Origin of the sequence: Pseudoalteromonas sp. APC 3691 (assembly GCF_030408135.1) — a bacterium.
GTDB lineage: Bacteria > Pseudomonadota > Gammaproteobacteria > Enterobacterales > Alteromonadaceae > Pseudoalteromonas.
This window is the reverse complement of record NZ_JASDCB010000061.1, coordinates 1-21,626: the sequence shown is the minus strand read 5'-3', so window position 1 is coordinate 21,626 and position 21,626 is coordinate 1. Positions and strand designations below refer to the sequence as shown.

Genomic DNA, 21,626 nt, shown 5'->3' with positions numbered 1-21,626 from the left:
GTATAAGTAGGTGAATTGAGTTAATACTTATAAATAACGTTAAAAACTGAAAGTTACTTTATATAAAGTAACTTAATAGTGCGGATACTGCTACAGCACTTCCGCCGATTAATAAAACGGCATCGTTAATTTTGTGATTACCTTAATATTAGTAAAGTCTAATGTTAATTATATTAGAACCTACTAATGTAAAAGTCTATACTTAAAAAGGTATCAAAAAGAGAAATAATAAAAATGAATATTGAACAACTAGCTGTCAACGCAGAGCAAGCCGAACAGTTTTTAAAATTAATGGCTAACAAAAATCGCTTAATGATTTTATGTAGTTTATTACAAGGTGAGCAAAGTGTAGGTGAGCTAAATAAAAATGTACCTTTAGCACAGTCAGCGTTATCTCAGCATTTAGCAAGTTTACGCAAGGCAGATATGGTTGCTACTCGCAGAGAAGGGCACACTATTTATTACTCATTGACCGATCCAAAAGTTGAGTCGATCATTGCTTTGCTATATGAGTGGTTTTGCCGACAAGAAAATACTAAATAAACGTAGCTATTTCATCGAGTGATTTTTTATCCAGTGCATGAGCAGGTATTGTTGCATCATCACTTGGGTAGCCTGTAATAAGTAGCATGTATGGGCGTTCGTTATCTTTATCGCGATTACATATGTCGGTTAAAAAACTCATTGGCTTTGGAGTATGAGTAAGGGTTGCCAAACCACTGCGGTGCAAAGCTTGAATTAAAAAGCCGGTAGCTAAGCCAACAGACTCATGCACATAATAATTCGTATTTTTATCATCGCTGCTTACGCCGCCCTTTTTTTGACTAAATACAGCTATAAGCCAAGGTGCATGCTCTAAATAAGGTTTATTGGCGTCGGTACCTAACGGTTTTAGCGCATCTAACCATTCTTCACCTGCTCTGCCTTCGTAAAAAGAACGCTCTAATTTTTCTGCGGCTTCTCTTATTTGTTTTTTTACATCGCTACTGTTTATAGCCACAAAATGCCAAGGCTGATGATTCGCTCCACTTGGTGCTGTGCCAGCTGCTTTTATACATGCTTCAATAATATTTTTTGGTACTGGGCGATCGCTAAAGCTGCGAATGCTATGGCGGCGTTGGCTGGTTTGTAAAAACTCGTTAGCACGATTTAGCATTTCTTCATGTGGATATTCTATAAAGTCATTTAACGGCTGGCTTTGGTGATCTTGCATGGCTTTTCGCTTCTTATAAAAAGTATATGTGGTTTTTATACCGAGTGAATACAGTGCAGGCAAGTGTTATGAGTTTAAATTATGTTTATTTATTGTTACAAATTTAACCAGCAAGTAACTTATGTTCCTATTTTCCTTGTGGTATAAAACATTATAAAAATAATTACTCATATTCAAGGAAGTAAAAATGCTATCAATAACAGGGTTATCTAAAACCTACGATAATGGCGTACATGCACTACAAGGTGTTGATTTATCTATCGGCAAAGGGATGTTTGGATTACTTGGGCCAAATGGCGCAGGTAAATCATCGCTAATGCGTACCATTGCAACACTGCAGTCGGCTGATTCGGGTTCAATCACTTTTGATGGTATTGATGTTTTTAAAGACCCACAGGCTCTGCGCCAACGTTTGGGTTATCTACCGCAAGATTTTGGTGTGTACCCGCGTGTTAGTGCTTACGACTTACTGGACCATATGGCTGTTTTAAAGGGAATCCATAATAAAGCAGAGCGTAAAGAGTCGGTTGAAGGATTACTTGCACATACTAATTTATATCAACATCGCTCAAAAGCGGTAAGTGGCTTTTCGGGCGGTATGCGCCAGCGTTTTGGTATTGCACAAGCCTTACTAGGCGACCCCGACTTACTTATCGTTGATGAACCAACAGCAGGGTTAGATCCTGAAGAGCGTAATCGTTTCCATAACCTGTTAGTAAGCTTAGGTGAGCAAAAAGTCGTTATATTATCGACCCATATCGTTGAAGATGTAGCAGAGCTTTGCCCAAACATGGCCGTACTGGCCGGCGGCAAAATACTATTAGAGGGCAACCCAATTGCCCTTACCGATAAACTCCAAGGACAAATTTGGCGCAAAGCCATGAGCCAAGAAGAAGCGCAAGAGCTGGAGCCACAATTACCTGTTATTTCAAAACGCTTATTTGCTGGGCAAACCATATTACATGTATTAGCCAATGAAGCCCCTGAAGGTTTTGAACTCAGCAGCGCAAACCTAGAAGATGTGTATTTTTCTACTCTGCTTAATCATCGTAACAGCCAAGTAGCATAAGGAGGCGTTATGTTTTTTAATATGCTCGCGTTTGAGCTGCGCTACTTTGTGCGCCAGCCTTCGTTTTATGTGACGTCGTTAATCTTCTTTTTTATGGCGTTTTTTATAAGCTCCAGTAGTAAGTTTCCGCTAGGTGGGGCTAATGTTCATATGAACTCGCCTTATACCATTATGGTTTTAACGGTTACCTTTTGTACGCTTGCTATGTTTTTAGTGGTTAACTTTGTCGCAAGCTCAGCGATTCGCAACAGCGAGACCAAAATGGATGAGCTGGTGTTTAGTAAGCCCGTTAACCCGCTTGTTTATCAATCAGGACGTTTTTTTGGTGCTTACTTGGTTGTGCTAGTTGTTTTTTTAACTGTGCCATTAGGCGTGTTTTTGGGATCTCAATTTGGCTTGTTGGTTGGCTGGCTTGATAGTGAGCTAGTAGGCCCTAATAAGTTTATATATTACGCAGCGCCTTTTTTATATTTAGCAATACCCAGCTTACTGGTACTCAGTGCTATTTTTAATAGTGTGGCGGTCTATTTTAAAACCATGATGGCGGTATATGTAACGGCCGTAGTGATTTATATAACCTACCAATTGGCGAGTATCTATTTTGATGATTTAGCGTTTAGGAATATTGTTGTTTACGCAGATCCATTCGGCCTCGGTTCGTTAATTGACTTAACCCGTTACTGGACTGTAAGTGATAAAAATACCGAAGTGTTAACGCTCTCGGGCGATTTTTTAATTAACCGTATTTTATGGGTAGCAATAAGTTTAGCGATGTTTTTTGGCCTCGGAAAGTTAGGTAATCGCGTAGTAAGTAAAAAACAGAAAAAGCAATTTGCTGTCTCAACGTTTGTAAAAAATAAACAAGCAGCACTTATTAGCAGCGCTAAAAATTACAAGTCAAAAGGGGTAAATACGCAATCGCAATTAGTAATGCGCAGCTTATTTGAACTTAAGCAGGTTATATTAAGTGCCCCTTTTATGATTTTAGCGGGTGTCAGTATTACTATGTTACTCGCACCACTCTTTGCGCCTATTGGCGCGTATGGCACAACAGATTGGCCGCTTACACAAAACATGGTGGGCATTATTCAAAACTCCTCCGCTTTGTTTATGTTTATCATTATTGCTTATTACAGCGCAGAGCTGGTTTGGCGAGAACGCCACAGTGGTATGGGTGATATTGTTGACAGTTTCCCGGTGCATAACAGTGTGTTTTGGGTATCTAAAATTATTGCGTTAATCACTGCAGTTTGTGGTCTTTATTTAGTAGGCATGATGTTTACCATTGCAGTGCAACTGTTTAAGGGGCAATTTAACCTAGAGCTTGGCCAATACTTATTTAGGTTGGGTTACCTTACATTACTGCCTTTTATTATGATGGCTATATTGGCGTTCTTTTTACAAATAATTAGCCCTAATAAATACATAGGTATGGGTTTATTTATTTTGTATTACATTGCTCAAATGGTAATGGGTGCTTACGGGTTTGAGCATCATATGTATCATTTTTCGCAAAGCAGTAGCGTACCGTATTCAGATATAAACGGTTATGGACATTTTTTACAAGGCGCGCATTGGTATACCCTATATTGGGGGGCATTGAGTGTGTTTTTAGCTATTGTAGGGTTTGCTTTATGGCATCGCGGCCCGTCGCAAACATTGCGTACTCGTTTATCTTTAGTACGTTACAACATGTCTTTAAAAGGCCAGATTGCAGCCGTTATAAGTTTATTGGTATTTGTGGGCGCGGGTTATAACATTTATTACAACACCCGTGTAATCAACGAGTTTGTAACAAGTGATGATAGCGAAGCGCTACAAGTAAGGTATGAGCAAGAGTTTTCACAATACAAAGACTTGCCACTGCCTATAATAACTGATGTTGATTTAAACATTGATATTTATCCTAAAAAGCGTGCTTTAAATGCCGTGGCTAAAATTAAGTTTACCAATACCGCAAACGAGCCAATAACCCGTGTGTTAATCAACGAGCCTAGCCAATCTAAAAGCTGGGATGTAAAAATGGCGGGCGGAAAAATAGTAGAGCGTTTAACCGATTTTGGCATGGTATGGTTTGAGTTTGAACAACCGCTAATGCCTAATGAAGTACGCGAAGGTGAGCTTTCTGTTTCTCGTGAACACGACGGTTTTGTTGATAGAAGATCTGATACTCAACTCGTGCACAACGGGACATTTGTAAATAATGGAGAATTATTACCAAATTTTGGTTATCAAAAGTATTTTCAAATTGCCGATAAATATGAGCGCCGCAAGCACGATTTACCCGAACTTGAGCGCGCACATAAACTAGAAGACAGCCGCTATTATACGCAAAATGAGTTTGGGCCTGCTAATGGCTTTATAAACTATAAGGCAACGGTAACCACCGATGAGTCACAATTTGCTATTACACCAGGTTACTTAAAAAGTGAGGGTGTAAAAGACGGGCGCCGTACTTTTGTTTATGAAATGGATGCTCCAATTATAAACTTTTACTCTGTGCTTTCGGCAGAGCTTGAAAGTAAAAAAGTTGAGCATAACGGTGTAAATATTGAGGTGTACTACCACAAAGATCATGCATGGAATGTTGACCGCATGATTGAGTCGGTACAAGACTCAATAGATTACTACACGCAAGCCTTTGGCCCGTATCAGCATAAGCAGTTACGTATTATTGAATTTCCTAAGTATCGCTCGTTTGCGCAAAGTTTTGCCAATACGGTGCCTTACTCTGAAAGTATTGGTTTTATTACAGACCTAAGAGATGAGAATAAAGTTGACCTACCTTACTATGTAACCGCACATGAAGTTGCGCACCAATGGTGGGGGCATCAAGTTTCGGGGGCCAATGTAGAGGGCAGTGCTGTTATTTCTGAAACACTTTCGCAATACAGTGCGCTAATGGTGCTAAAAAAACGCTTTGGCGCCGAGAAGCTTCGTAAATTCTTAAAGTACGAGCTAGATAAATACTTAATGGGCCGTACAGGTGAAGCCTTTGAAGAAATGCCGCTATATAAAACGCAGGGTCAGCTGTATCTTCACTATAATAAAGGCTCAGTTGCGATGATGGCTTTGTATGACCGCTTAGGCGAAAAACGCTTAAATGCCGCACTTAAAGCGTTTTTGAATGAGTTTAAATACCAATCAACGCCATACCCAACCACACTTGATTTACTCAGTTATTTAAAGCGAGATGCAACACAAGCTGAACAACGTTTTATTGATGATCAGTTTAAATATATAACGCTTTATGAGCTTGAAATGAAAGAAGTGTCGGTTACAGATGATGTTGATAGCGAAGGTTTTTATAAGGTAACACTGAGCGTTGAAGCAACTAAGCAGCATGCCGATGGACAAGGTGAAGAAACAGAGCAGCCGCTCGATGAGCTAATTGATATTGCATTATTTAGCGACGACCCTGAAAACTTACTAGCTGAAGACTTTGTTATTTATTCGCAAAAGCATCAAATAGTGTCTGGTACCAATACTATTGAGCTAAAAGTAAAAGAAAAACCATTATTTGCGGGGGTAGATCCTTACATTAAGCTGGTCGACAAAGACAGTAAAAATAATTTAGCTAAATTCTAACGTCTATTTATTTACTAACCACTTAAGTTGACTACTTTAAAGGCCGCATTTATGCGGCCTTTATGTGTAATAAACTGTATAAAACTTCATAGCGTTTCTACATATTCCCCACAGCTTTTTACGCTAATATTTTATGTTCTCTTATAAAGTTACCTTACTGGTATTTAGTTTATAAGGAAGAGTATGAAACCATTAATTATAGGGGCGATAGCATTAAGCCTCAGTGCTTGTTCTGCGGTAACCATTCAGCCACAAGCTATCGCAAAAATTACAAGTAAAGCGACCTACGAGGATAGCCGCCCATTTTATTTATGGGGATTAGTGGGTGAGCAGCGGGTAGATGTAAAACAAGTTTGCTTAGATACACCGGTTATTCAAATGCAGTCACAACAAACGTTTAGTGATGGAGCGCTGAGTTTAATTACGCTTGGAATATACTCGCCCCATACCATTAAAGTGTGGTGCCAAGAGCAAGTACTAGGGGAGACATTATGAGCATCAAGTTATTTGCAGCCGGTTGCACACTAATTATTTTAACTGGATGTACAAATATTTACTTTGATAACGGTATGCAGAGCAAAGTAAGCAATAAAGCACTAAAAAGCTCACGGTGGCATCATAATTTTGCACTTGCGTTGTACGAGGGATCAGAGCCGTTAGATTTAACAACACATTGCCCACAAGGGGAGTGGCAAAGCGTTCATACGTATAAATCGTTTACTAATGGTTTAGCTGAGGTGGTTGGGAATCAAATCGGCCCAGCTTGGTACCCTAAAACAGTAGAAGTACAATGTAATAAGGTACCATTTAAAGCAAAACAGCTATAAAACAAGAAAAGGGCCAAAAGGCCCTTCGTGTTGCAGCAAGTAACACATTCTTTCTTATAAATTAAAGTCTACAGAATAAGCAACGTAAGCTTTAATATCTGAATCATCCATATCTGTATCAGATAAACCAAAAGTGAAACCATCTTTCGAAATTGATACACCGTAATCTAAGATATTATCATCGCCAATAAAGTCACCAGAGTAGTGGCCTAAGTGAAGTGCCATTTCAGTGCCGTTACTGCCAACAGCAAAACCGTAATCAGCTGTCAGGTAAAGTGAATCACCAAAGTCTGTACCATCACCACTTGCAGCTGATGTTGCAAGTACTGAAGCACCAAATGTAAAGCCTTCAACACTGATGCTACCGTAAATTTCAGAGAAATCTGCGTCAGCCTCAGAAGCGGCATCTGGGTAAGCGTAATAAATATAGCCAACATCGTAGCTAACGCTTTCGTTAATGTCGCCACCAAAGCCTGCGTATAAATCAAGCTCATAGGTCATTTCATCTGCCCACGATGCATTTGAAGCCCAAGTACCTGCATAAAAGCCCGATTCATTGGCGTAATCAATACCGCCTGAAATAGCTGCATCGCCCCCAGTTTGCTCTTGACCACGCCATAAGTAGTTTGATGTTGCCGCTGCGTTTGCTGTTACTTCAGCATGTACGGCTGTTGACGTTAAAGATGTTGCGCCCATTAATGCTATAGCACTTATAGCGATGGTTTTTTTTAGTTTTAGCATGTCCATTTCCCGTTATATGATTTTTGCTCGCCAAGGTTTTTATTATGTATTCGGAACCTTTAGGCTGACGGCTTTTTATTGTTTAACTAACGGGATAATTGCACTGTATGTGCCAGCTTCATTATTTTTTATTAAAAATTATTTTTTATTTATTAAAAACATGAGCTTGAATTTTATGAATAGGATGGGGATATAACATGAAGGAAGATGTTGCGCACATTGCTGGTGCATAAATTAACCTAGCCGCACCATAAAAGTACGGCTAAATTAGAAGATTTTAACCGAATATAGTGCGCATAAGGCTAATTGTTTCGTTTACGCTGCGACCTTTTTGTACTTCACTCACAATTGAATCACGTTTACTGCGAATGTGTTCAGGAATATCGTCAGCAGCAAGTGCACGGTCTACTAATATTTCTGCAGACTCTTTACCTCTACGCTGAGTTTTACCTGTTGTAGTTGTAGTACGTTTAGGCTTGGTTAGCAGTTTAATGTAGTTAGAGTTATCTGGTGTTTTAGCATCAGCGTAGTGAAAGAAACATGGAATTAATGCTTTAATAGCAACCAATTGTTCTTCTAACTCGTTACTAGGTTTAGCCATTTTGTACCATGACATAGCTTGAATACCTTTTACGATATCTTGCCAGTAACGTTCAAAATCACTATTTTTAAGTTTAGAAACACCAAGGGCACCACATAATGCATCTAATCGATTATTTGTAATCGGAGTAAATAAATCAGGGCGGCGCATTGCAAGCAGTCGTGTTGCAGGCGCAAGTGTTGGTTTTTCGTTGTTGTCGGTAAATATTTTTGAATAAGCAGCAACAAATTGTTGATACTCATATTGAGTAATATCACCTTCAAGTGGAATATTCACTAGTGCATCGTCAAAAGCACCTGGTAAATCACCAAGCATTTGATGGAAGCTCTTTGCACTCTTTGTAGATGCAAACCATTCAACGTCAAAGTTGTATGTGCTTGGATCAAGTGATGCCATGTGCTTACCGCTAAACGCAAGTAAGTCTTCAGGAATCATATCTTTAAGAGATTGTTCACGAATGCTTTTAATGTAGTCTACTAAGCGAAGCTGTTCATCAAGAGCAATAACGTCTTTGTGTTGTTCTACAAATACACTTACTACAGGCCACGGAGCAATACGTAAAGTTTTAACCTGTAAAAAGCTGATAGCTGAAATAAGCTGATCGTGTAGCTTCTTAAGTACTGGTAATTGCTGCGGCTCTAGTAAATCGTAGTTCATACGATCTCTGCTTGCACTTAGCAATTCGTAACACCAAGGTAAAAAATCATCAGGGTGGTTTTCTACTTTCACGGCCATAAGGTTAAGGCTTAATTCTGAAGATTGCTTCAGAATGTTCTGATAGATTTGATTTTCTTGTTCGCCTAGCGTCATTTTTGACGGTGAAATTAGCAGTTTTTTCATGCCTTGTAGAATCTCCGGTTTAGATATATATTTTTTTGCTGGTCTATTTTAGCGCAATTACGTTAATAACAACAGCGCTGTCCTCCATACGTTGTAATTGAAGTAGCTAAATCGGTGTTTTTGCTAATAGAATGAGACTAACGCTTTAACATGTATCAATCATTTTTATCTAGTACAAAGAGACTTTCAACTGAGGTATTAAAATGCTTTGCTATTTTTAGAGCAATTATTACCGAAGGGGTAAATCGTGCCGTTTCTACTGTACTAATAGTCTTACGTGAAACCGCAATTAGATCAGCCAAGTCTTGTTGAGAAAGGCCTGCTTCTTTGCGGTATTTTGCAATTTTATTTTGCACTTTTGCTCCTAATTTTTGCTTTGCCAAAGAATTGATACGCCGTATATTAAACTCATTACAGCAAGGTAAAATGTAGCCATCATGCTGTGAGATACTTCTAAAGCAAGAGTATCGGAGAGTAAGTACACGCCACCCATACTAAAAAGTAAGCCAAGCACGACATGTTTATAGGCAATAGTGTCGATGGTATTTAAATACTCATCTTTATATGTAAGGTGGTATTTCATTCTCCATGTAAACCCGCCTCTGATCACAAACATAAAGAATGAACCTAAAAAAGCAGCAGTTCCTAAAAACAATAGTGGGGCTGATGTTTGATTAAGCATTGGGTAAACACTAATGATTAATAAAGTGACCCCCATGAATAATGAAAACCATGCATTTTGGCCCATAAATTTTTCTTCACTTTTAATATCGTAATTAGACATAGCTCATTTCCTTTTAAAATTTTTACAATATGCAACCTTAAGGTATCAATGTAACCTTAAGGTTTCATTGGGTTAATATTTATTTGTAACCTAAAGGTATCAAAATGTTTCAGGGGCGATTCAGGATGGGAATGTAATATCTAATAAAAAGCTTTTTTATCAGAACGACAATGATTTTAAGGCTAACACTCGCTATGATAAGAACATTATTTGCACGTTTGAAAGGACGATCATGAAAACCTTACTTAAAATTGTAGGTGTAATACTTTTACTATGTATAGCACTAATTGTTGCCGCACCGTTTTTAATCCCTACTGATACTATTTTTAACAAAGTTTCAGAACAGGTAGAACAAACAACTGGGCGCACTCTTACTATTAAAGGTGATAAAACACTTAGCGTATTCCCTGCATTAAAGTTAGAACTTAACGACGTGCATTTTGCAAATATGGAATCAGGTTCGCGCGCCGATATGGCGAGTATGAAACAGCTTGCTGTACACATACCTTGGTTTTCATTATTTGGTGGTGAGTTTAAATTAGATAAGTTTGTGATAAACGAACCAAATATCCTATTAGAAACTGACAAAAATGGTAAAGCTAATTGGCAGTTATTTGATGCAGTTGCAGAGCAACCTAAAGAGCAAAGCCAATCAGGTGAAGCGATAAAGCTTCCAGATAACTTTGATATTGAGTTAGGTGAGGTTGCTATTTATGGCGGCACATTTACTTATCTAGATGGTCTAACAGGTGCTAAGCAACAAATTAGTGATTTAGAACTCGCTATTTTACTTCCATCACTTCGTAAAACATTAGAAGTAAAAGGGGGGATTACTTATATGCAGGAGCGTTTTGAGCTTGATATAAAATTAGATACTCCTGCTAAAGCAATTGAAGGTGCTACTTTTAATGTTAAACAAACCTTAGATTCTCGTTTAGTTGATTTAACGTTCGAAGGGAGCATCGCTGGGCAAGGCCAAGATATTAAAGGTCAGTTAGCACTAAGTGGTGAGTCTGTTAAACGTATTGCGAAATGGCAAGGTGTAGAGTTAGACGCTAAAGATAATGCTTTTAACGCATTTAGTGTAAACGGTAAAATGCACCTAGCAGGTGAGAAATTTAATTTAGAAGATTTAGTTGCGACGTTAGACGCATTGGAAATAAAAGGTAAGAGCGAGCTTAACCTAGGTAAGCGTTTAACTGTAAATGCTGATATTGATTTAGGTATGCTTGATTTAAATCCGTATCTACCTGAAGCAGTAGCAAAACAAGAAGAGCCAGTAGAGCAAAATGATAAACCTGCAGAGCCAATAGTATGGGATGACACTAAAATTGATCTAAGTGCGTTAAATTCACTAGATGCGAATGTAGTTATTCGTTCAAGTGGATTAAAAGCTAACGATATTAAGTTGGGCGCAAATCAATTTACTGTTGCTTTAAAAAATAGCGTTGCAAAACTAAGCTTAGATAGCTTTTCTGCTTATGAAGGGTCAGGTAAAGGGGTTATCAATGTAAACGCACAACAAGTGCCTTATAAAATATCAACTAACTTTGACTTAGCTGGTATAGATGCACAGCCTTTATTAACTGATGCGGCAGGTTTTGACAAGCTAATGGGTAAGGGTTCTTTAAATTGGAACCTAAACACAACTGGCCAAAGTCAAAAGTCGTTTATTGGTGCGCTTAACGGAAAACTTGGATTTGAGTTTGCTGATGGGGCTGTAAAAGGTGCGAATATAGCTGAGATGGTTCGTAAAGGTAAGGAACTCATTTCAGGAAACTTTGGTGCAGCGTCTGAAGGGCTGGATACCGGATTTGAAGAATCTGAGCAAACAGATTTCTCTGCACTAACTGGTAGTTTTAATTTTACTAATGGTGTTGGTAAAAATACTGATTTATCACTTATTAGTCCACTCATAAGAATATCAGGTGAAGGCGATGTTGATTTACCGCAAACAGCGGTTAACTACCGTTTGGTTACAGGCATAGTTGGATCAATCGAAGGACAGGGAACCACTGATGACAGTACTGGTTTTAAAATACCACTACGTATAAAAGGGCCTTTCCACGATGTTGGTATAAAGCTTGATGTGGGTAATGCGCTTAAAGATGAAGCTAAACAAAAAGTCGATGAGGCAAAAGAAAAAGCCAAAGACAAAGCAAAGGATAAGATTAAAGATAAATTAAAAGGTTTATTCGGTTAATAATCTATAGTTAAAACAAACAAGGCACTTATATAGTGCCTTGTTTGTTTTGTAACCACCTGTAAAATAGCTACATAGCCGTAATTACTCAACTTTAATAACCGTACGCTCTAAATTAATTAAAAAATAACCTATCGCTGCCCCCTCAATGCTGGTACAATTGCCCGCCCTTAAGAGACAACTCGTTTGTTTTTTGATTGGGATTTAATCGAAATGTCTGATTTTTAAACGAATTTTAGACACGTTGTAATTACTACACCGGAGGTCATTAACATGATCCAAATGCAAACTCAGCTGGAAGTTGCTGATAACAGCGGCGCTCGCAAAGTGCAGTGTATAAAAGTCCTTGGTGGTTCACACCGTCGCTACGCAGCGATTGGCGACATCATTAAAGTTTCTGTAAAAGAAGCTATTCCTCGCGGTAAAGTGAAGAAAGGTGATGTTAAAAACGCGGTAGTTGTGCGTACCAGAAAAGGTGTTCGCCGTCCAGATGGTTCTCTGATCCGTTTTGACAGCAACGCGGCTGTTATCTTAAATGATAACTTGCAGCCAATTGGTACACGTATTTTCGGCCCTGTGACTCGCGAACTTCGTAATGATAAGTTCATGAAAATCGTTTCACTAGCCCCAGAAGTACTGTAAGGAGCCAATCATGGCAGCAAAAATACGTCGTGATGACGAAGTAATCGTACTAGCAGGTAAAGACAAAGGTAAGCGCGGAAAAGTGCTTTCAGTTGTTACTGAATCTGGTCGAATCTTTGTCGAAGGCATAAACTTGATCAAGAAACACCAAAAGCCGGTTCCACAATTGAACCAAGCTGGCGGCATTGTTGAGAAAGAAGCATCTATGGATGCATCAAACGTTGCGATCTTCAACTCGGAAACGAGTAAAGCTGATCGTGTAGGTTTCAAGATTGAAGATGGTAAGAAATTACGTATCTTTAAATCTACTGGTAAAACTATCTAATAGTTGGAGTAGAATGATGGCGAAACTGCATGAAGTATATAAAGACAAAGTAGTTGCTGAACTTCAAGAGAAGTTTGGTTTCAGCTCTGTCATGCAAGTCCCTCAGATCGAAAAGATCACATTGAATATGGGCGTGGGCGAAGCCCTAGCTGACAAGAAGATTTTAGATAACGCAGTAGCGGATCTAGCAGCAATCTCTGGTCAGAAACCTCTAATCACTAAAGCACGCAAATCTGTTGCTGGCTTCAAAGTGCGTGAAGGTTACCCGATTGGTTGTAAAGTAACCCTACGCGGCGAGCGTATGTGGGACTTTTTTGAGCGTTTGGTATCAATCGCTATCCCACGTATTCGTGACTTCCGTGGCGTAAGTGCTAAGTCTTTTGATGGACGTGGCAACTACAGCATGGGCGTACGTGAACAAATCATCTTCCCAGAAATCGATTACGATAAAGTAGACCGTGTACGCGGTATGGATATTACTATCACTACTTCTGCGAAATCTGATGAGGAAGGCCGTGCGTTGTTAGAAGCGTTTAACTTCCCATTTAAGAAATAAGGGTAGGGTTATGGCAAAGAATTCTATGAAAGCGCGCGAAGCAAAGCGCACAAAACTAGTTGCTCAGTTCGCTGAAAAGCGCGCAGCACTAAAAGCTATCATCAGTGATGTTAATACATCTGAAGATGATCGTTGGGACGCGGTACTTAAGCTACAAGCTTTACCTCGTGATTCTAGCCCTGCACGTCAACGTAATCGTTGTAACATTACGGGCCGCCCACATGGTTTCCTTCGCAAATTCGGCATGAGCCGTATTAAAGTTCGCGAAGCAGCTATGCGCGGTGAAATTCCTGGCCTTAAAAAGGCTAGCTGGTAATAGAATCATGGGAGTAAGACTATGAGCTTGCAAGATCCTATCGCGGATTTGTTCACACGAATTCGTAACGGTCAATCAGCGAAGAAAGTATCTGTAACGATGCCAACTTCAAAGCTGAAAGTAGCATTAGCTAAAGTACTAAAAGACGAAGGTTATATCGTAGATTTCGCCGTTAACGGTGAAACTAAACCTGAGCTTTCTATCGAGTTGAAGTACTTCGAAGGCAAAGCTGTAATTGAAAATATCCAGCGTGTAAGTCGCCCTGGTCTACGTATCTATAAGAAACGTGACCAATTACCTAAGGTAATGGGTGGTCTTGGTATCGCTATCGTATCAACTTCTAAAGGCCTAATGACAGACCGCACAGCACGTAGTGCTGGTGTTGGTGGTGAAATCATTGGTTTTGTAGCTTAATCGGAGGGGAACTATGTCTCGCATAGCAAAGGCACCAATTACTGTTCCTGCCGGTGTAGAAGTTACATTAAAAGGCCAGGAAATCACAGTTAAAGGCAAAAACGGTGAACTTACTCGTACTATCAACAACGCTGTTGAAGTACAAGTTAATGACAACGTTATTACTACTTTACCTCGTGATGGCGTAGCTAATGCATGGGCTCAAGCAGGTACTGCTCGCGCTCTAATCAACAACATGGTTGTTGGTACGCATGAAGGTTACGAGAAGAAACTTCAGTTAGTAGGCGTGGGTTACCGTGCTGCAGCTAAGGGTAAAACATTAGATTTAACTCTTGGCTTCTCACACCCAGTTAATTTCGCAGTTCCTGAAGGAATTACGATTGAAACTCCAAGCCAAACAGAAGTTCTAGTTAAGGGCGTAGACAAGCAGTTAGTTGGTCAAACAGCTGCTAACATTCGTGCATACCGTAAACCTGAGCCTTATAAAGGTAAGGGTGTTCGTTATTCAGATGAGAATGTACGCCGTAAAGAGGCTAAGAAGAAGTAAGGTAAGACGATGGATAAAAAAACAGCTCGTCTACGTCGTGCTAAACGCACTCGTAGAAATTATATTGAACAAGGCACAACGCGTCTTGTTATCCACCGCACGCCACGTCACATCTACGCTCAAGTTGTAAATGCTGAGGGTAATGTACTGGCTGCTGCTTCTACTGTTGAAAAGGCTATTAGCGAAACAGTTAAAGGCACCGGTAACGTTGAAGCTGCGCAAGCAGTTGGCAAAGCGGTTGCTGAACGTGCGGCTGACAAAGGCATCGAAAAGATTGCTTTTGATCGCAGTGGCTTTAAATATCACGGCCGTGTGAAGGCGCTAGCTGATGCTGCGCGTGAAGCCGGTTTGCAATTCTAGGAGTAGACTATGGCTAACGTAGAAGCAAAGCAACAACAGCCTGATCTAGCTGAAAAGCTAATCGCGGTGAACCGTGTGTCTAAAGTAGTTAAAGGTGGTCGTATCTTTAGCTTTACTGCACTAACTGTAGTTGGTGATGGCGCAGGTAAAGTAGGTTTTGGTTATGGTAAAGCACGTGAAGTTCCAGCTGCTATTCAAAAAGCAATGGAAAAAGCACGTCGTAACATGATCAACGTAGACCTAAATGGCAACACATTACAGCATCCTGTTAAGGGACGTCATGCTGGCTCACTAGTGTTCATGAAACCAGCATCTGAAGGTACTGGTATCATTGCAGGTGGTGCTATGCGTGCAGTACTTGAAGTGACTGGTGTGCAGAACGTACTTTCTAAATGTTACGGTTCTACTAACCCAATCAACGTGGTACGTGCAACGATTTCGGCTCTTGAGAATATGAATTCTCCACAGTCAATCGCTGCAAAACGTGGCCTTCGCGTAGACGAAATACTGGGGTAACCATGGCAAATCAAACTGTAAAAGTAACACAAGTAAAAAGCTCTATCGGTCGTTTACCGAAACATAAAGCTACATTACGCGGTCTTGGTTTACGTCGTATCAACCACACTGTTGAGTTAGAAGACACAGCATGTGTACGTGGTATGATAAACAAGGTTTCTTACATGGTTAAGGTAGAGGGTTAATTCGATGCATTTGAATACACTTTCACCTGCTGCAGGTTCAAAAACTGCTCCAAAACGTGTTGGTCGTGGTATCGGTTCTGGTCTAGGTAAGACTGGCGGCCGTGGTCACAAAGGTCAAAAATCACGTTCTGGCGGCAAAGTACGCGTTGGTTTTGAAGGCGGTCAAATGCCTATGCAACGTCGTCTACCTAAATTTGGTTTTACTTCTCGCAAATCTTTAGTATCTGCAGAAATAAACCTTTTTGAAATCGCTAAAGTTGAAGGCGATGTGGTAGACCTAAGCGCGTTACAAGCAGCTGGTCTAGTTAAAAAGAACGTTCTTTTCGTTAAAGTTGTTAAATCTGGCGAAGTTTCACGCGCTGTTACCGTTAAAGGCCTTAAAGCCTCTAAAGGTGCTCGCGAAGCTATTGAAGCTGCCGGAGGCAAGGTAGAAGACTAAGGAAGTACTAATGGCTAAACCAGGTCAAGATACAAAAAGTGCACAAGGTGGACTTTCGGAATTGAAGCGCCGATTACTCTTCGTATTGGGTGCTATCATAATTTACCGTCTAGGTTCATTTGTGCCGATCCCTGGGATTGACGCCGCTGTACTTGCCGATTTCTTCGAGCAACAAAAGGGCACCATTGTTGAGATGTTCAACATGTTCAGTGGTGGTGCTCTTGAGCGAGCTTCAGTGTTAGCACTGGGTATTATGCCGTATATCTCGGCTTCGATTATTACGCAACTATTAACGCATATGTATCCTCCGTTTATAGAGCTTAAGAAAGAAGGTGAGCAAGGGCGTAAAAAAATTAGCCAGTACACACGCTATGGCACGCTTGTGCTAGCTACTATTCAATCAATCGGTATTGCTTCTAGCTTACCGGGCATGATGGAGGGGTTAGTTGTTAACCCGGGTATGGGTTTCTATTTCACCGCAGTGGTGAGTTTAGTTACTGGTACTATGTTCCTTATGTGGTTGGGTGAACAAATAACAGAGCGCGGTATCGGTAACGGTATCTCTGTTCTAATATTTGTTGGTATTGTAGCTAACTTGCCGTCTGCTATTGGTTCGACAGTCGAAATGGCGCGCCAAGGTGATTTGAATGTTTTTGTACTGTTGATGGTTGCGGTAATCGTATTCGCTGTTACTTATCTTGTAGTGTTTTTCGAACGTGGGCAACGTCGTATTGTTGTTAACTACGCGAAACGCCAACAAGGTCGTCAAGTATTTGCTGCCCAAAGCACGCATTTACCACTAAAAGTAAATATGGCGGGTGTTATTCCACCAATCTTCGCTAGCAGTATAATTCTGTTCCCTGGTACAATTGCCAGCTGGTTCGGCCAAGGTGAAGGTCCAGTCGCTGATGTATTACAAGCTGTTGCTACTACGTTGACCCCAGGTCAACCGTTGTACTCGCTTGTTTTAGCTGCGGCTATTATCTTCTTCTGCTTTTTCTATACAGCGTTGGTGTTTAACCCACGTGAAACTGCAGATAACCTTAAGAAATCTGGCGCATTTATCCCAGGTATTCGTCCAGGTGAGCAGACATCTAAATACATTGATAAAGTGATGACACGCCTGACATTGGCAGGTGCTTTGTATATAACCTTTATCTGTCTGGTGCCTGAATTCATGACGATGGCGTGGCAAACGCCATTCTACTTCGGCGGTACATCAGTTTTGATTATCGTTGTAGTTATCATGGACTTTATGGCACAAGTACAGACTCACCTGATGTCTCATCAGTATGATTCTGTGCTGAAAAAAGCGAACCTTAAAGGCTACGGTCGATAAGGTCAGTTTACGGAGTTGAGCAATGAAAGTACGTGCTTCCGTTAAGAAAATATGCCGTAACTGTAAAGTTATTAAACGTGCTGGTGTAGTACGCGTAATTTGCAGTGAGCCTAAGCATAAGCAAAGGCAAGGTTAAGTAAACAGCGTGCAGGCTGAGTTTTCTCGGCCTGTGTTTTTAGTAGTAATTTGGTCTTCGTTTGAGTATCCTTACGGGCTTTTCAAACAGATGATTACCAAATTCGAATATAGGAGATGTGTTAGTGGCCCGTATTGCTGGCATTAACGTCCCTGATCATAAACATGCAGTTATTGGTTTAACAGCTATTTATGGCATAGGTAAGACTCGCTCTAAGGCTATCTTAGTAGCGACTGGTATCGCCGAAACCACAAAAATCGGTGAACTTTCAGACGAAATTCTTGACGTACTGCGTGATGCAGTTGGCAAGTACACTGTTGAAGGTGATCTTCGTCGTGAAGTTACTTTAAATATCAAGCGCCTTATGGACCTTGGTTGTTATCGTGGCCTACGTCACCGTCGCTCTTTACCACTACGTGGTCAAAGAACTAAGACTAACGCGCGCACCCGCAAGGGTCCTCGTAAGCCTATTAAGCGATAAGGGGATAGTATTATGGCTAAGACACCAATTCGTCGTAAAAAGGTTAAAAAACAAGTTGCTGATGGTATGGCTCATGTTCATGCGTCTTTCAACAACACTATTGTAACGATTACCGACCGTCAAGGTAATGCACTATCATGGGCTACTGCCGGTGGTTCAGGTTTCCGTGGTTCACGTAAATCTACACCATTTGCTGCTCAGGTTGCTGCAGAGCGTGCAGGTACTGCTGCTCAAGAATACGGTTTAAAAAATCTAGAAGTTTTCATCAAAGGTCCAGGTCCAGGTCGTGAATCTGCTGTACGTGCTTTGAATGCTGCTGGTTACCGTATTACCAACATAACTGACGTGACGCCAATACCACATAATGGTTGTCGTCCACCGAAGAAACGTCGCGTTTAACAATAGGTTAGGAGAAATAACATGGCAAGATATTTGGGCCCTAAGCTCAAGCTGAGTCGTCGTGAAGGTACTGACCTGTTCCTTAAGAGCGGCGTAAGAGCTATCGACTCTAAGTGTAAACTTGAGACTGCACCTGGTCAGCACGGCGCTCGTAAAGGTCGCTTATCTGATTACGGTTTACAATTACGTGAAAAGCAAAAAGTACGTCGTATCTACGGTGTATTAGAAAAGCAATTCCGTAACTACTACAAAGAAGCTGCTCGCCTTAAAGGCAACACAGGTGAAAACTTGTTACAGCTTTTAGAGCAACGTTTAGACAATGTTGTATATCGCATGGGTTTTGCTAGCACACGTGCTGAAGCACGCCAGTTAGTAAGCCATAAAGCGATTCTAGTTAATGGTCGTGTTGTGAACATTCCTTCATACGTAATTACTCCAGAAGATACTGTTGTAATCCGTGAGAAGTCTAAGACACAAGCACGTATCATCGCTGCTCTAGAGTTGGCTGAGCAACGTGAAAAGCCGACTTGGGTTGAAGTTGACGGTAAGAAACTGGAAGGCAGCTTTAAGCGTCTACCTGAGCGTTCAGATTTGTCTGCGGACATTAATGAACAACTAATCGTCGAACTTTACTCTAAGTAAAGTTAAGAGTTAAGAGAGGATAACATGCAGGGTTCTGTTACAGAATTTCTAAAACCAAGGTTAGTCGACATCGACGCTATCAACCCAACGCGTTCTAAAATAGTTTTAGAACCATTAGAGCGTGGCTTTGGTCATACTCTGGGTAATGCTTTACGCCGTATATTACTTTCATCTATGCCTGGATGTGCAGTAACTGAAGTTGAAATCGACGGTGTTTTACATGAGTACAGCGCGAAAGAAGGCGTTCAAGAAGACATCATTGAAATACTATTAAACCTTAAGGGTTTAGCAGTAACGTTAGAAGGCAAAGATGAAGTTTTTCTGACCCTGACTAAATCTGGTGTAGGCCCTGTTACTGCGGCTGATATTCAGCACGATGGCGATGTAACAATTGCTAATCCAGATCACGTTATTTGTAATTTAACTACAAATAACAGCGAGATCAGCATGCGTATTCGTGTTGAACGCGGTCGTGGTTATGTGCCGGCATCTAGTCGTTTATCCTCTGATGACGATGAGCGTCCAATTGGTAGATTGTTGCTTGATGCATCATTTAGCCCAGTTGAACGTATTGCGTACTCGGTTGAATCAGCTCGAGTTGAGCAACGTACAGATTTAGACAAGTTAATCATTGATATGGAAACAAACGGCACTTTAGATCCAGAAGAAGCGATCCGCCGTGCGTCTACTATCTTAGCTGAGCAATTAGATGCATTCGTAGATTTACGTGATGTAACTGAGCCAGAAGAGAAAGAAGAGAAGCCAGAATTCGATCCTATTCTACTTCGTCCAGTTGATGATCTTGAATTAACAGTACGCTCAGCAAATTGTTTGAAAGCCGAGCAAATTCAATATATCGGTGATTTAGTTCAGCGCACTGAAGTTGAGCTTCTTAAAACGCCTAATTTAGGTAAGAAGTCTCTAACTGAAATTAAAGACGTGCTAGCTTCACGTGGACTTTCTCTGGGCATGCGCCTAGAAAATTGGCCACCTGCAAGTTTAGCTGAATAATCTAAATCACTATATTAGTTTAGTTAGAAGGATAGGGTCATGCGCCATCGTAAGAGTGGTCGTCAATTAAACCGTAACAGTAGCCATCGTAAAGCGATGTTTAGCAATATGGCAGGTTCTTTGGTGAAACATGAAATCATCAAAACTACTTTGCCTAAAGCGAAAGAGTTACGTCGTGTAATTGAACCTTTAATCACACTGGCTAAGACTGACAGTGTAGCAAATCGCCGTTTAGCGTTTGCTCGCACGCGTGATAATGAAGTTGTTGGTAAGTTATTCAGTGAAATCGGTCCACGTAACGCGGATCGTCCAGGTGGTTACACTCGTATTCTTAAGTGTGGCTTCCGTACTGGTGATAATGCACCAATGGCTTATATTGAACTAGTTGGTCGCCCAGCGACTAGCGAAGCAGTTCAAGAAGACGCACAGTCTGCAGAGTAAGTCTTAAAGAAACCTAAAAGCCGAGCTTATGCTCGGCTTTTTCTTGTCTAAAATTTGTCTAACTATATGAACCAGTAATTACCTTCTATTGTGAGTACATACTGAATTGATAAGTTGTTTTGACAGCTGCTTTAATAGCTCTACCTAATTACTCTTCACTTACCATTTATTCAAAGTAGCCTATCAGATTCTAGTCTAAGATCATTTCCACTATATATGTGACTTACAGCTATTAATAATACCGCAGCGAATTGAGCTACAATTAAAACAAGCCTAACGAACTTTTTACTTATAGATCTGATTAGAAAATATAACGTCCTCTCTCTTATCTATATACCGGTACTAAGAACTTCATAGTAAAGTTAACCATTATGGCCCATGCAAACTTCCTTCTTAGATATGTAAAACTATTATTAAATATAGCCTGATCAATCCAATTATCCGCTTTTGATTAATTTAAATGATTTATAGCAATACGACTCTTACTCTATTGGTTAGTTTTTCCACATATGTGATCGAAATATATCTCTACCTGTTAGTAATTATCATAATTTTCATTTCAAATAGCTATAAGAACCTATTAATATTGGTAGTTTAGTTGTGTTTTTGAGCGTTTAGCTCAAATACTCAGCGAACAGCACGTTATTTCAAGTTTTCTTCAAAAAAGGGTTGATCTGTTTTCGGATCTCCCTATAATGCGACCCCACTGAGACGGGATATGGCGACGCGCAGCGGACAACGCATAGCGAGGCATGAACAACTCAGGGTGTTAAGTAAAACTTAGATTGAATATTTTTAGAAAGTTTAAATTTAAGTGTTGACAAAAAAATAGGAAAGCGTAATATGCGCAGCCCTAGCGAGATAAAGTTCAACTTTGTAATCGCAACGTTCTTTAACAATATAAAGCAATCATCTGTGTGGGCACTCGTACAGATTGAGTTCTAACAGCCAACCTACTTAGGTAGCGAGGCAAACAAATTAGAGTCTCAATTGAAAACTGAGTGACCAACA

The 21,626-nt window shown here is 40.3% G+C and carries 28 protein-coding genes; 23 read left to right on the top strand and 5 right to left on the bottom strand.

What is annotated here, in order from left to right; translation table 11 throughout:
• Window positions 1–234: 234 nt before the first annotated feature.
• Window positions 235–543 carry a metalloregulator ArsR/SmtB family transcription factor gene (locus QL998_RS16480; RefSeq protein WP_010554926.1) on the top strand — a complete coding sequence of 103 codons (309 nt, stop codon included), beginning with the start codon at window positions 235–237 and terminating at the stop codon, window positions 541–543.
• On the opposite strand, the gene QL998_RS16475 is transcribed toward QL998_RS16480, so the two are convergent.
• On the bottom strand, window positions 536–1,213 hold the full coding sequence (locus tag QL998_RS16475) for a nitroreductase family protein (RefSeq protein WP_024604482.1): 678 nt from the start codon (window positions 1,211–1,213) through the stop codon (window positions 536–538). The two genes, QL998_RS16480 and QL998_RS16475, sit on opposite strands and share 8 nt — an antisense overlap.
• Before the next feature lie 187 nt (window positions 1,214–1,400).
• Between QL998_RS16475 and QL998_RS16470 the strand changes: the two genes are divergently transcribed.
• The 4 genes from QL998_RS16470 (at window position 1,401) to QL998_RS16455 (ending at window position 6,697) form a co-directional block, all read left to right on the top strand.
• Window positions 1,401–2,282 carry an ABC transporter ATP-binding protein gene (locus tag QL998_RS16470; protein WP_193225508.1) on the top strand — a complete coding sequence of 294 codons (882 nt, stop codon included), beginning with the start codon at window positions 1,401–1,403 and terminating at the stop codon, window positions 2,280–2,282.
• Window positions 2,283–2,291: 9 nt separating this feature from the next.
• Window positions 2,292–5,870 (top strand): M1 family aminopeptidase, encoded by a 3,579-nt coding sequence (locus QL998_RS16465; protein ID WP_290193089.1) that lies wholly within the window; start codon window positions 2,292–2,294, stop codon window positions 5,868–5,870.
• A gap of 183 nt (window positions 5,871–6,053) precedes the next feature.
• Complete coding sequence (locus QL998_RS16460) at window positions 6,054–6,365, top strand: Bor family protein (protein WP_024599488.1); 312 nt, start codon at window positions 6,054–6,056, stop codon at window positions 6,363–6,365.
• Window positions 6,362–6,697, top strand: a complete 336-nt coding sequence (locus QL998_RS16455) for a hypothetical protein (RefSeq protein ID WP_290193088.1) — start codon at window positions 6,362–6,364, stop codon at window positions 6,695–6,697. Before QL998_RS16460 ends, QL998_RS16455 begins: the two co-directional genes overlap by 4 nt.
• Before the next feature lie 54 nt (window positions 6,698–6,751).
• On the opposite strand, the gene QL998_RS16450 is transcribed toward QL998_RS16455, so the two are convergent.
• The 4 genes from QL998_RS16450 to QL998_RS16435 form a co-directional block, all read right to left on the bottom strand.
• Window positions 6,752–7,438: a TorF family putative porin gene (locus tag QL998_RS16450; RefSeq protein ID WP_024591363.1), complete on the bottom strand. Its 687-nt coding sequence runs from the start codon at window positions 7,436–7,438 to the stop codon at window positions 6,752–6,754.
• Window positions 7,439–7,715: 277 nt separating this feature from the next.
• Window positions 7,716–8,879, bottom strand: coding sequence for a hypothetical protein (locus QL998_RS16445; RefSeq protein ID WP_024591362.1), 1,164 nt, complete (start codon window positions 8,877–8,879; stop codon window positions 7,716–7,718).
• A gap of 155 nt (window positions 8,880–9,034) precedes the next feature.
• Complete coding sequence (locus QL998_RS16440; protein WP_002959505.1) at window positions 9,035–9,235, bottom strand: helix-turn-helix transcriptional regulator; 201 nt, start codon at window positions 9,233–9,235, stop codon at window positions 9,035–9,037.
• Between the two features lie 8 nt (window positions 9,236–9,243).
• On the bottom strand, window positions 9,244–9,663 hold the full coding sequence (locus tag QL998_RS16435) for a hypothetical protein (protein ID WP_024606325.1): 420 nt from the start codon (window positions 9,661–9,663) through the stop codon (window positions 9,244–9,246).
• A gap of 232 nt (window positions 9,664–9,895) precedes the next feature.
• On the opposite strand from QL998_RS16435, the gene QL998_RS16430 reads away from it, so the two are divergent.
• From QL998_RS16430 to rplQ, 18 genes are all read left to right on the top strand, one after another.
• Complete coding sequence (locus tag QL998_RS16430; protein ID WP_290193087.1) at window positions 9,896–11,866, top strand: AsmA family protein; 1,971 nt, start codon at window positions 9,896–9,898, stop codon at window positions 11,864–11,866.
• 273 nt (window positions 11,867–12,139) lie between these two features.
• Window positions 12,140–12,508, top strand: a complete 369-nt coding sequence (rplN, locus tag QL998_RS16425; RefSeq protein WP_002959498.1) for a 50S ribosomal protein L14 — start codon at window positions 12,140–12,142, stop codon at window positions 12,506–12,508.
• Window positions 12,509–12,518: 10 nt separating this feature from the next.
• Complete coding sequence (gene rplX / locus QL998_RS16420) at window positions 12,519–12,833, top strand: 50S ribosomal protein L24 (RefSeq protein WP_002959496.1); 315 nt, start codon at window positions 12,519–12,521, stop codon at window positions 12,831–12,833.
• A 16-nt stretch (window positions 12,834–12,849) separates the two neighbouring features.
• Window positions 12,850–13,389 carry a 50S ribosomal protein L5 gene (gene rplE / locus QL998_RS16415; RefSeq protein ID WP_010554915.1) on the top strand — a complete coding sequence of 180 codons (540 nt, stop codon included), beginning with the start codon at window positions 12,850–12,852 and terminating at the stop codon, window positions 13,387–13,389.
• Window positions 13,390–13,399: 10 nt separating this feature from the next.
• Window positions 13,400–13,705 (top strand): 30S ribosomal protein S14, encoded by a 306-nt coding sequence (gene rpsN / locus QL998_RS16410; protein ID WP_010554914.1) that lies wholly within the window; start codon window positions 13,400–13,402, stop codon window positions 13,703–13,705.
• A 21-nt stretch (window positions 13,706–13,726) separates the two neighbouring features.
• Window positions 13,727–14,119: a 30S ribosomal protein S8 gene (rpsH, locus tag QL998_RS16405; protein ID WP_007584660.1), complete on the top strand. Its 393-nt coding sequence runs from the start codon at window positions 13,727–13,729 to the stop codon at window positions 14,117–14,119.
• A gap of 13 nt (window positions 14,120–14,132) precedes the next feature.
• Window positions 14,133–14,666 (top strand): 50S ribosomal protein L6, encoded by a 534-nt coding sequence (gene rplF, locus QL998_RS16400; RefSeq protein ID WP_002959488.1) that lies wholly within the window; start codon window positions 14,133–14,135, stop codon window positions 14,664–14,666.
• Between the two features lie 9 nt (window positions 14,667–14,675).
• Window positions 14,676–15,026, top strand: a complete 351-nt coding sequence (gene rplR / locus QL998_RS16395; RefSeq protein WP_002959486.1) for a 50S ribosomal protein L18 — start codon at window positions 14,676–14,678, stop codon at window positions 15,024–15,026.
• A gap of 9 nt (window positions 15,027–15,035) precedes the next feature.
• Window positions 15,036–15,542: a 30S ribosomal protein S5 gene (rpsE, locus tag QL998_RS16390; protein WP_002959485.1), complete on the top strand. Its 507-nt coding sequence runs from the start codon at window positions 15,036–15,038 to the stop codon at window positions 15,540–15,542.
• Between the two features lie 2 nt (window positions 15,543–15,544).
• Window positions 15,545–15,727, top strand: a complete 183-nt coding sequence (gene rpmD / locus QL998_RS16385; protein WP_002959482.1) for a 50S ribosomal protein L30 — start codon at window positions 15,545–15,547, stop codon at window positions 15,725–15,727.
• A gap of 4 nt (window positions 15,728–15,731) precedes the next feature.
• Complete coding sequence (gene rplO / locus QL998_RS16380; protein WP_002959480.1) at window positions 15,732–16,166, top strand: 50S ribosomal protein L15; 435 nt, start codon at window positions 15,732–15,734, stop codon at window positions 16,164–16,166.
• Window positions 16,167–16,176: 10 nt separating this feature from the next.
• Window positions 16,177–17,505: a preprotein translocase subunit SecY gene (gene secY / locus QL998_RS16375; protein WP_007584663.1), complete on the top strand. Its 1,329-nt coding sequence runs from the start codon at window positions 16,177–16,179 to the stop codon at window positions 17,503–17,505.
• Between the two features lie 22 nt (window positions 17,506–17,527).
• On the top strand, window positions 17,528–17,641 hold the full coding sequence (rpmJ, locus tag QL998_RS16370) for a 50S ribosomal protein L36 (protein ID WP_002959476.1): 114 nt from the start codon (window positions 17,528–17,530) through the stop codon (window positions 17,639–17,641).
• 124 nt (window positions 17,642–17,765) lie between these two features.
• Window positions 17,766–18,122 carry a 30S ribosomal protein S13 gene (gene rpsM, locus QL998_RS16365; protein WP_007584664.1) on the top strand — a complete coding sequence of 119 codons (357 nt, stop codon included), beginning with the start codon at window positions 17,766–17,768 and terminating at the stop codon, window positions 18,120–18,122.
• A 12-nt stretch (window positions 18,123–18,134) separates the two neighbouring features.
• Window positions 18,135–18,521, top strand: a complete 387-nt coding sequence (gene rpsK, locus QL998_RS16360) for a 30S ribosomal protein S11 (RefSeq protein WP_002959471.1) — start codon at window positions 18,135–18,137, stop codon at window positions 18,519–18,521.
• Between the two features lie 21 nt (window positions 18,522–18,542).
• Complete coding sequence (gene rpsD / locus QL998_RS16355) at window positions 18,543–19,163, top strand: 30S ribosomal protein S4 (RefSeq protein ID WP_002959461.1); 621 nt, start codon at window positions 18,543–18,545, stop codon at window positions 19,161–19,163.
• A gap of 24 nt (window positions 19,164–19,187) precedes the next feature.
• Window positions 19,188–20,174 carry a DNA-directed RNA polymerase subunit alpha gene (rpoA, locus tag QL998_RS16350; RefSeq protein WP_002959452.1) on the top strand — a complete coding sequence of 329 codons (987 nt, stop codon included), beginning with the start codon at window positions 19,188–19,190 and terminating at the stop codon, window positions 20,172–20,174.
• Between the two features lie 39 nt (window positions 20,175–20,213).
• Entirely contained in the window at window positions 20,214–20,615 is a 402-nt protein-coding gene (gene rplQ / locus QL998_RS16345; protein ID WP_002959450.1) for a 50S ribosomal protein L17, read from the top strand.
• The last annotated feature ends 1,011 nt before the right edge of the window (window positions 20,616–21,626 follow it).

What these genes read in the sequence shown, in the direction of transcription:
- QL998_RS16480 (WP_010554926.1), top strand. Translation starts at nt 235, where the DNA reads ATGAATATTGAACAACTAGCTGTCAACGCAGAGCAAGCCGAACAGTTT.
- QL998_RS16475 (WP_024604482.1), bottom strand. Translation starts at nt 1,213, where the DNA reads ATGCAAGATCACCAAAGCCAGCCGTTAAATGACTTTATAGAATATCCA.
- QL998_RS16470 (WP_193225508.1), top strand. Translation starts at nt 1,401, where the DNA reads ATGCTATCAATAACAGGGTTATCTAAAACCTACGATAATGGCGTACAT.
- QL998_RS16465 (WP_290193089.1), top strand. Translation starts at nt 2,292, where the DNA reads ATGTTTTTTAATATGCTCGCGTTTGAGCTGCGCTACTTTGTGCGCCAG.
- QL998_RS16460 (WP_024599488.1), top strand. Translation starts at nt 6,054, where the DNA reads ATGAAACCATTAATTATAGGGGCGATAGCATTAAGCCTCAGTGCTTGT.
- QL998_RS16455 (WP_290193088.1), top strand. Translation starts at nt 6,362, where the DNA reads ATGAGCATCAAGTTATTTGCAGCCGGTTGCACACTAATTATTTTAACT.
- QL998_RS16450 (WP_024591363.1), bottom strand. Translation starts at nt 7,438, where the DNA reads ATGCTAAAACTAAAAAAAACCATCGCTATAAGTGCTATAGCATTAATG.
- QL998_RS16445 (WP_024591362.1), bottom strand. Translation starts at nt 8,879, where the DNA reads ATGAAAAAACTGCTAATTTCACCGTCAAAAATGACGCTAGGCGAACAA.
- QL998_RS16435 (WP_024606325.1), bottom strand. Translation starts at nt 9,663, where the DNA reads ATGTCTAATTACGATATTAAAAGTGAAGAAAAATTTATGGGCCAAAAT.
- QL998_RS16430 (WP_290193087.1), top strand. Translation starts at nt 9,896, where the DNA reads ATGAAAACCTTACTTAAAATTGTAGGTGTAATACTTTTACTATGTATA.
- rplN (WP_002959498.1), top strand. Translation starts at nt 12,140, where the DNA reads ATGATCCAAATGCAAACTCAGCTGGAAGTTGCTGATAACAGCGGCGCT.
- rplX (WP_002959496.1), top strand. Translation starts at nt 12,519, where the DNA reads ATGGCAGCAAAAATACGTCGTGATGACGAAGTAATCGTACTAGCAGGT.
- rplE (WP_010554915.1), top strand. Translation starts at nt 12,850, where the DNA reads ATGGCGAAACTGCATGAAGTATATAAAGACAAAGTAGTTGCTGAACTT.
- rpsN (WP_010554914.1), top strand. Translation starts at nt 13,400, where the DNA reads ATGGCAAAGAATTCTATGAAAGCGCGCGAAGCAAAGCGCACAAAACTA.
- rpsH (WP_007584660.1), top strand. Translation starts at nt 13,727, where the DNA reads ATGAGCTTGCAAGATCCTATCGCGGATTTGTTCACACGAATTCGTAAC.
- rplF (WP_002959488.1), top strand. Translation starts at nt 14,133, where the DNA reads ATGTCTCGCATAGCAAAGGCACCAATTACTGTTCCTGCCGGTGTAGAA.
- rplR (WP_002959486.1), top strand. Translation starts at nt 14,676, where the DNA reads ATGGATAAAAAAACAGCTCGTCTACGTCGTGCTAAACGCACTCGTAGA.
- rpsE (WP_002959485.1), top strand. Translation starts at nt 15,036, where the DNA reads ATGGCTAACGTAGAAGCAAAGCAACAACAGCCTGATCTAGCTGAAAAG.
- rpmD (WP_002959482.1), top strand. Translation starts at nt 15,545, where the DNA reads ATGGCAAATCAAACTGTAAAAGTAACACAAGTAAAAAGCTCTATCGGT.
- rplO (WP_002959480.1), top strand. Translation starts at nt 15,732, where the DNA reads ATGCATTTGAATACACTTTCACCTGCTGCAGGTTCAAAAACTGCTCCA.
- secY (WP_007584663.1), top strand. Translation starts at nt 16,177, where the DNA reads ATGGCTAAACCAGGTCAAGATACAAAAAGTGCACAAGGTGGACTTTCG.
- rpmJ (WP_002959476.1), top strand. Translation starts at nt 17,528, where the DNA reads ATGAAAGTACGTGCTTCCGTTAAGAAAATATGCCGTAACTGTAAAGTT.
- rpsK (WP_002959471.1), top strand. Translation starts at nt 18,135, where the DNA reads ATGGCTAAGACACCAATTCGTCGTAAAAAGGTTAAAAAACAAGTTGCT.
- rpsD (WP_002959461.1), top strand. Translation starts at nt 18,543, where the DNA reads ATGGCAAGATATTTGGGCCCTAAGCTCAAGCTGAGTCGTCGTGAAGGT.
- rpoA (WP_002959452.1), top strand. Translation starts at nt 19,188, where the DNA reads ATGCAGGGTTCTGTTACAGAATTTCTAAAACCAAGGTTAGTCGACATC.
- rplQ (WP_002959450.1), top strand. Translation starts at nt 20,214, where the DNA reads ATGCGCCATCGTAAGAGTGGTCGTCAATTAAACCGTAACAGTAGCCAT.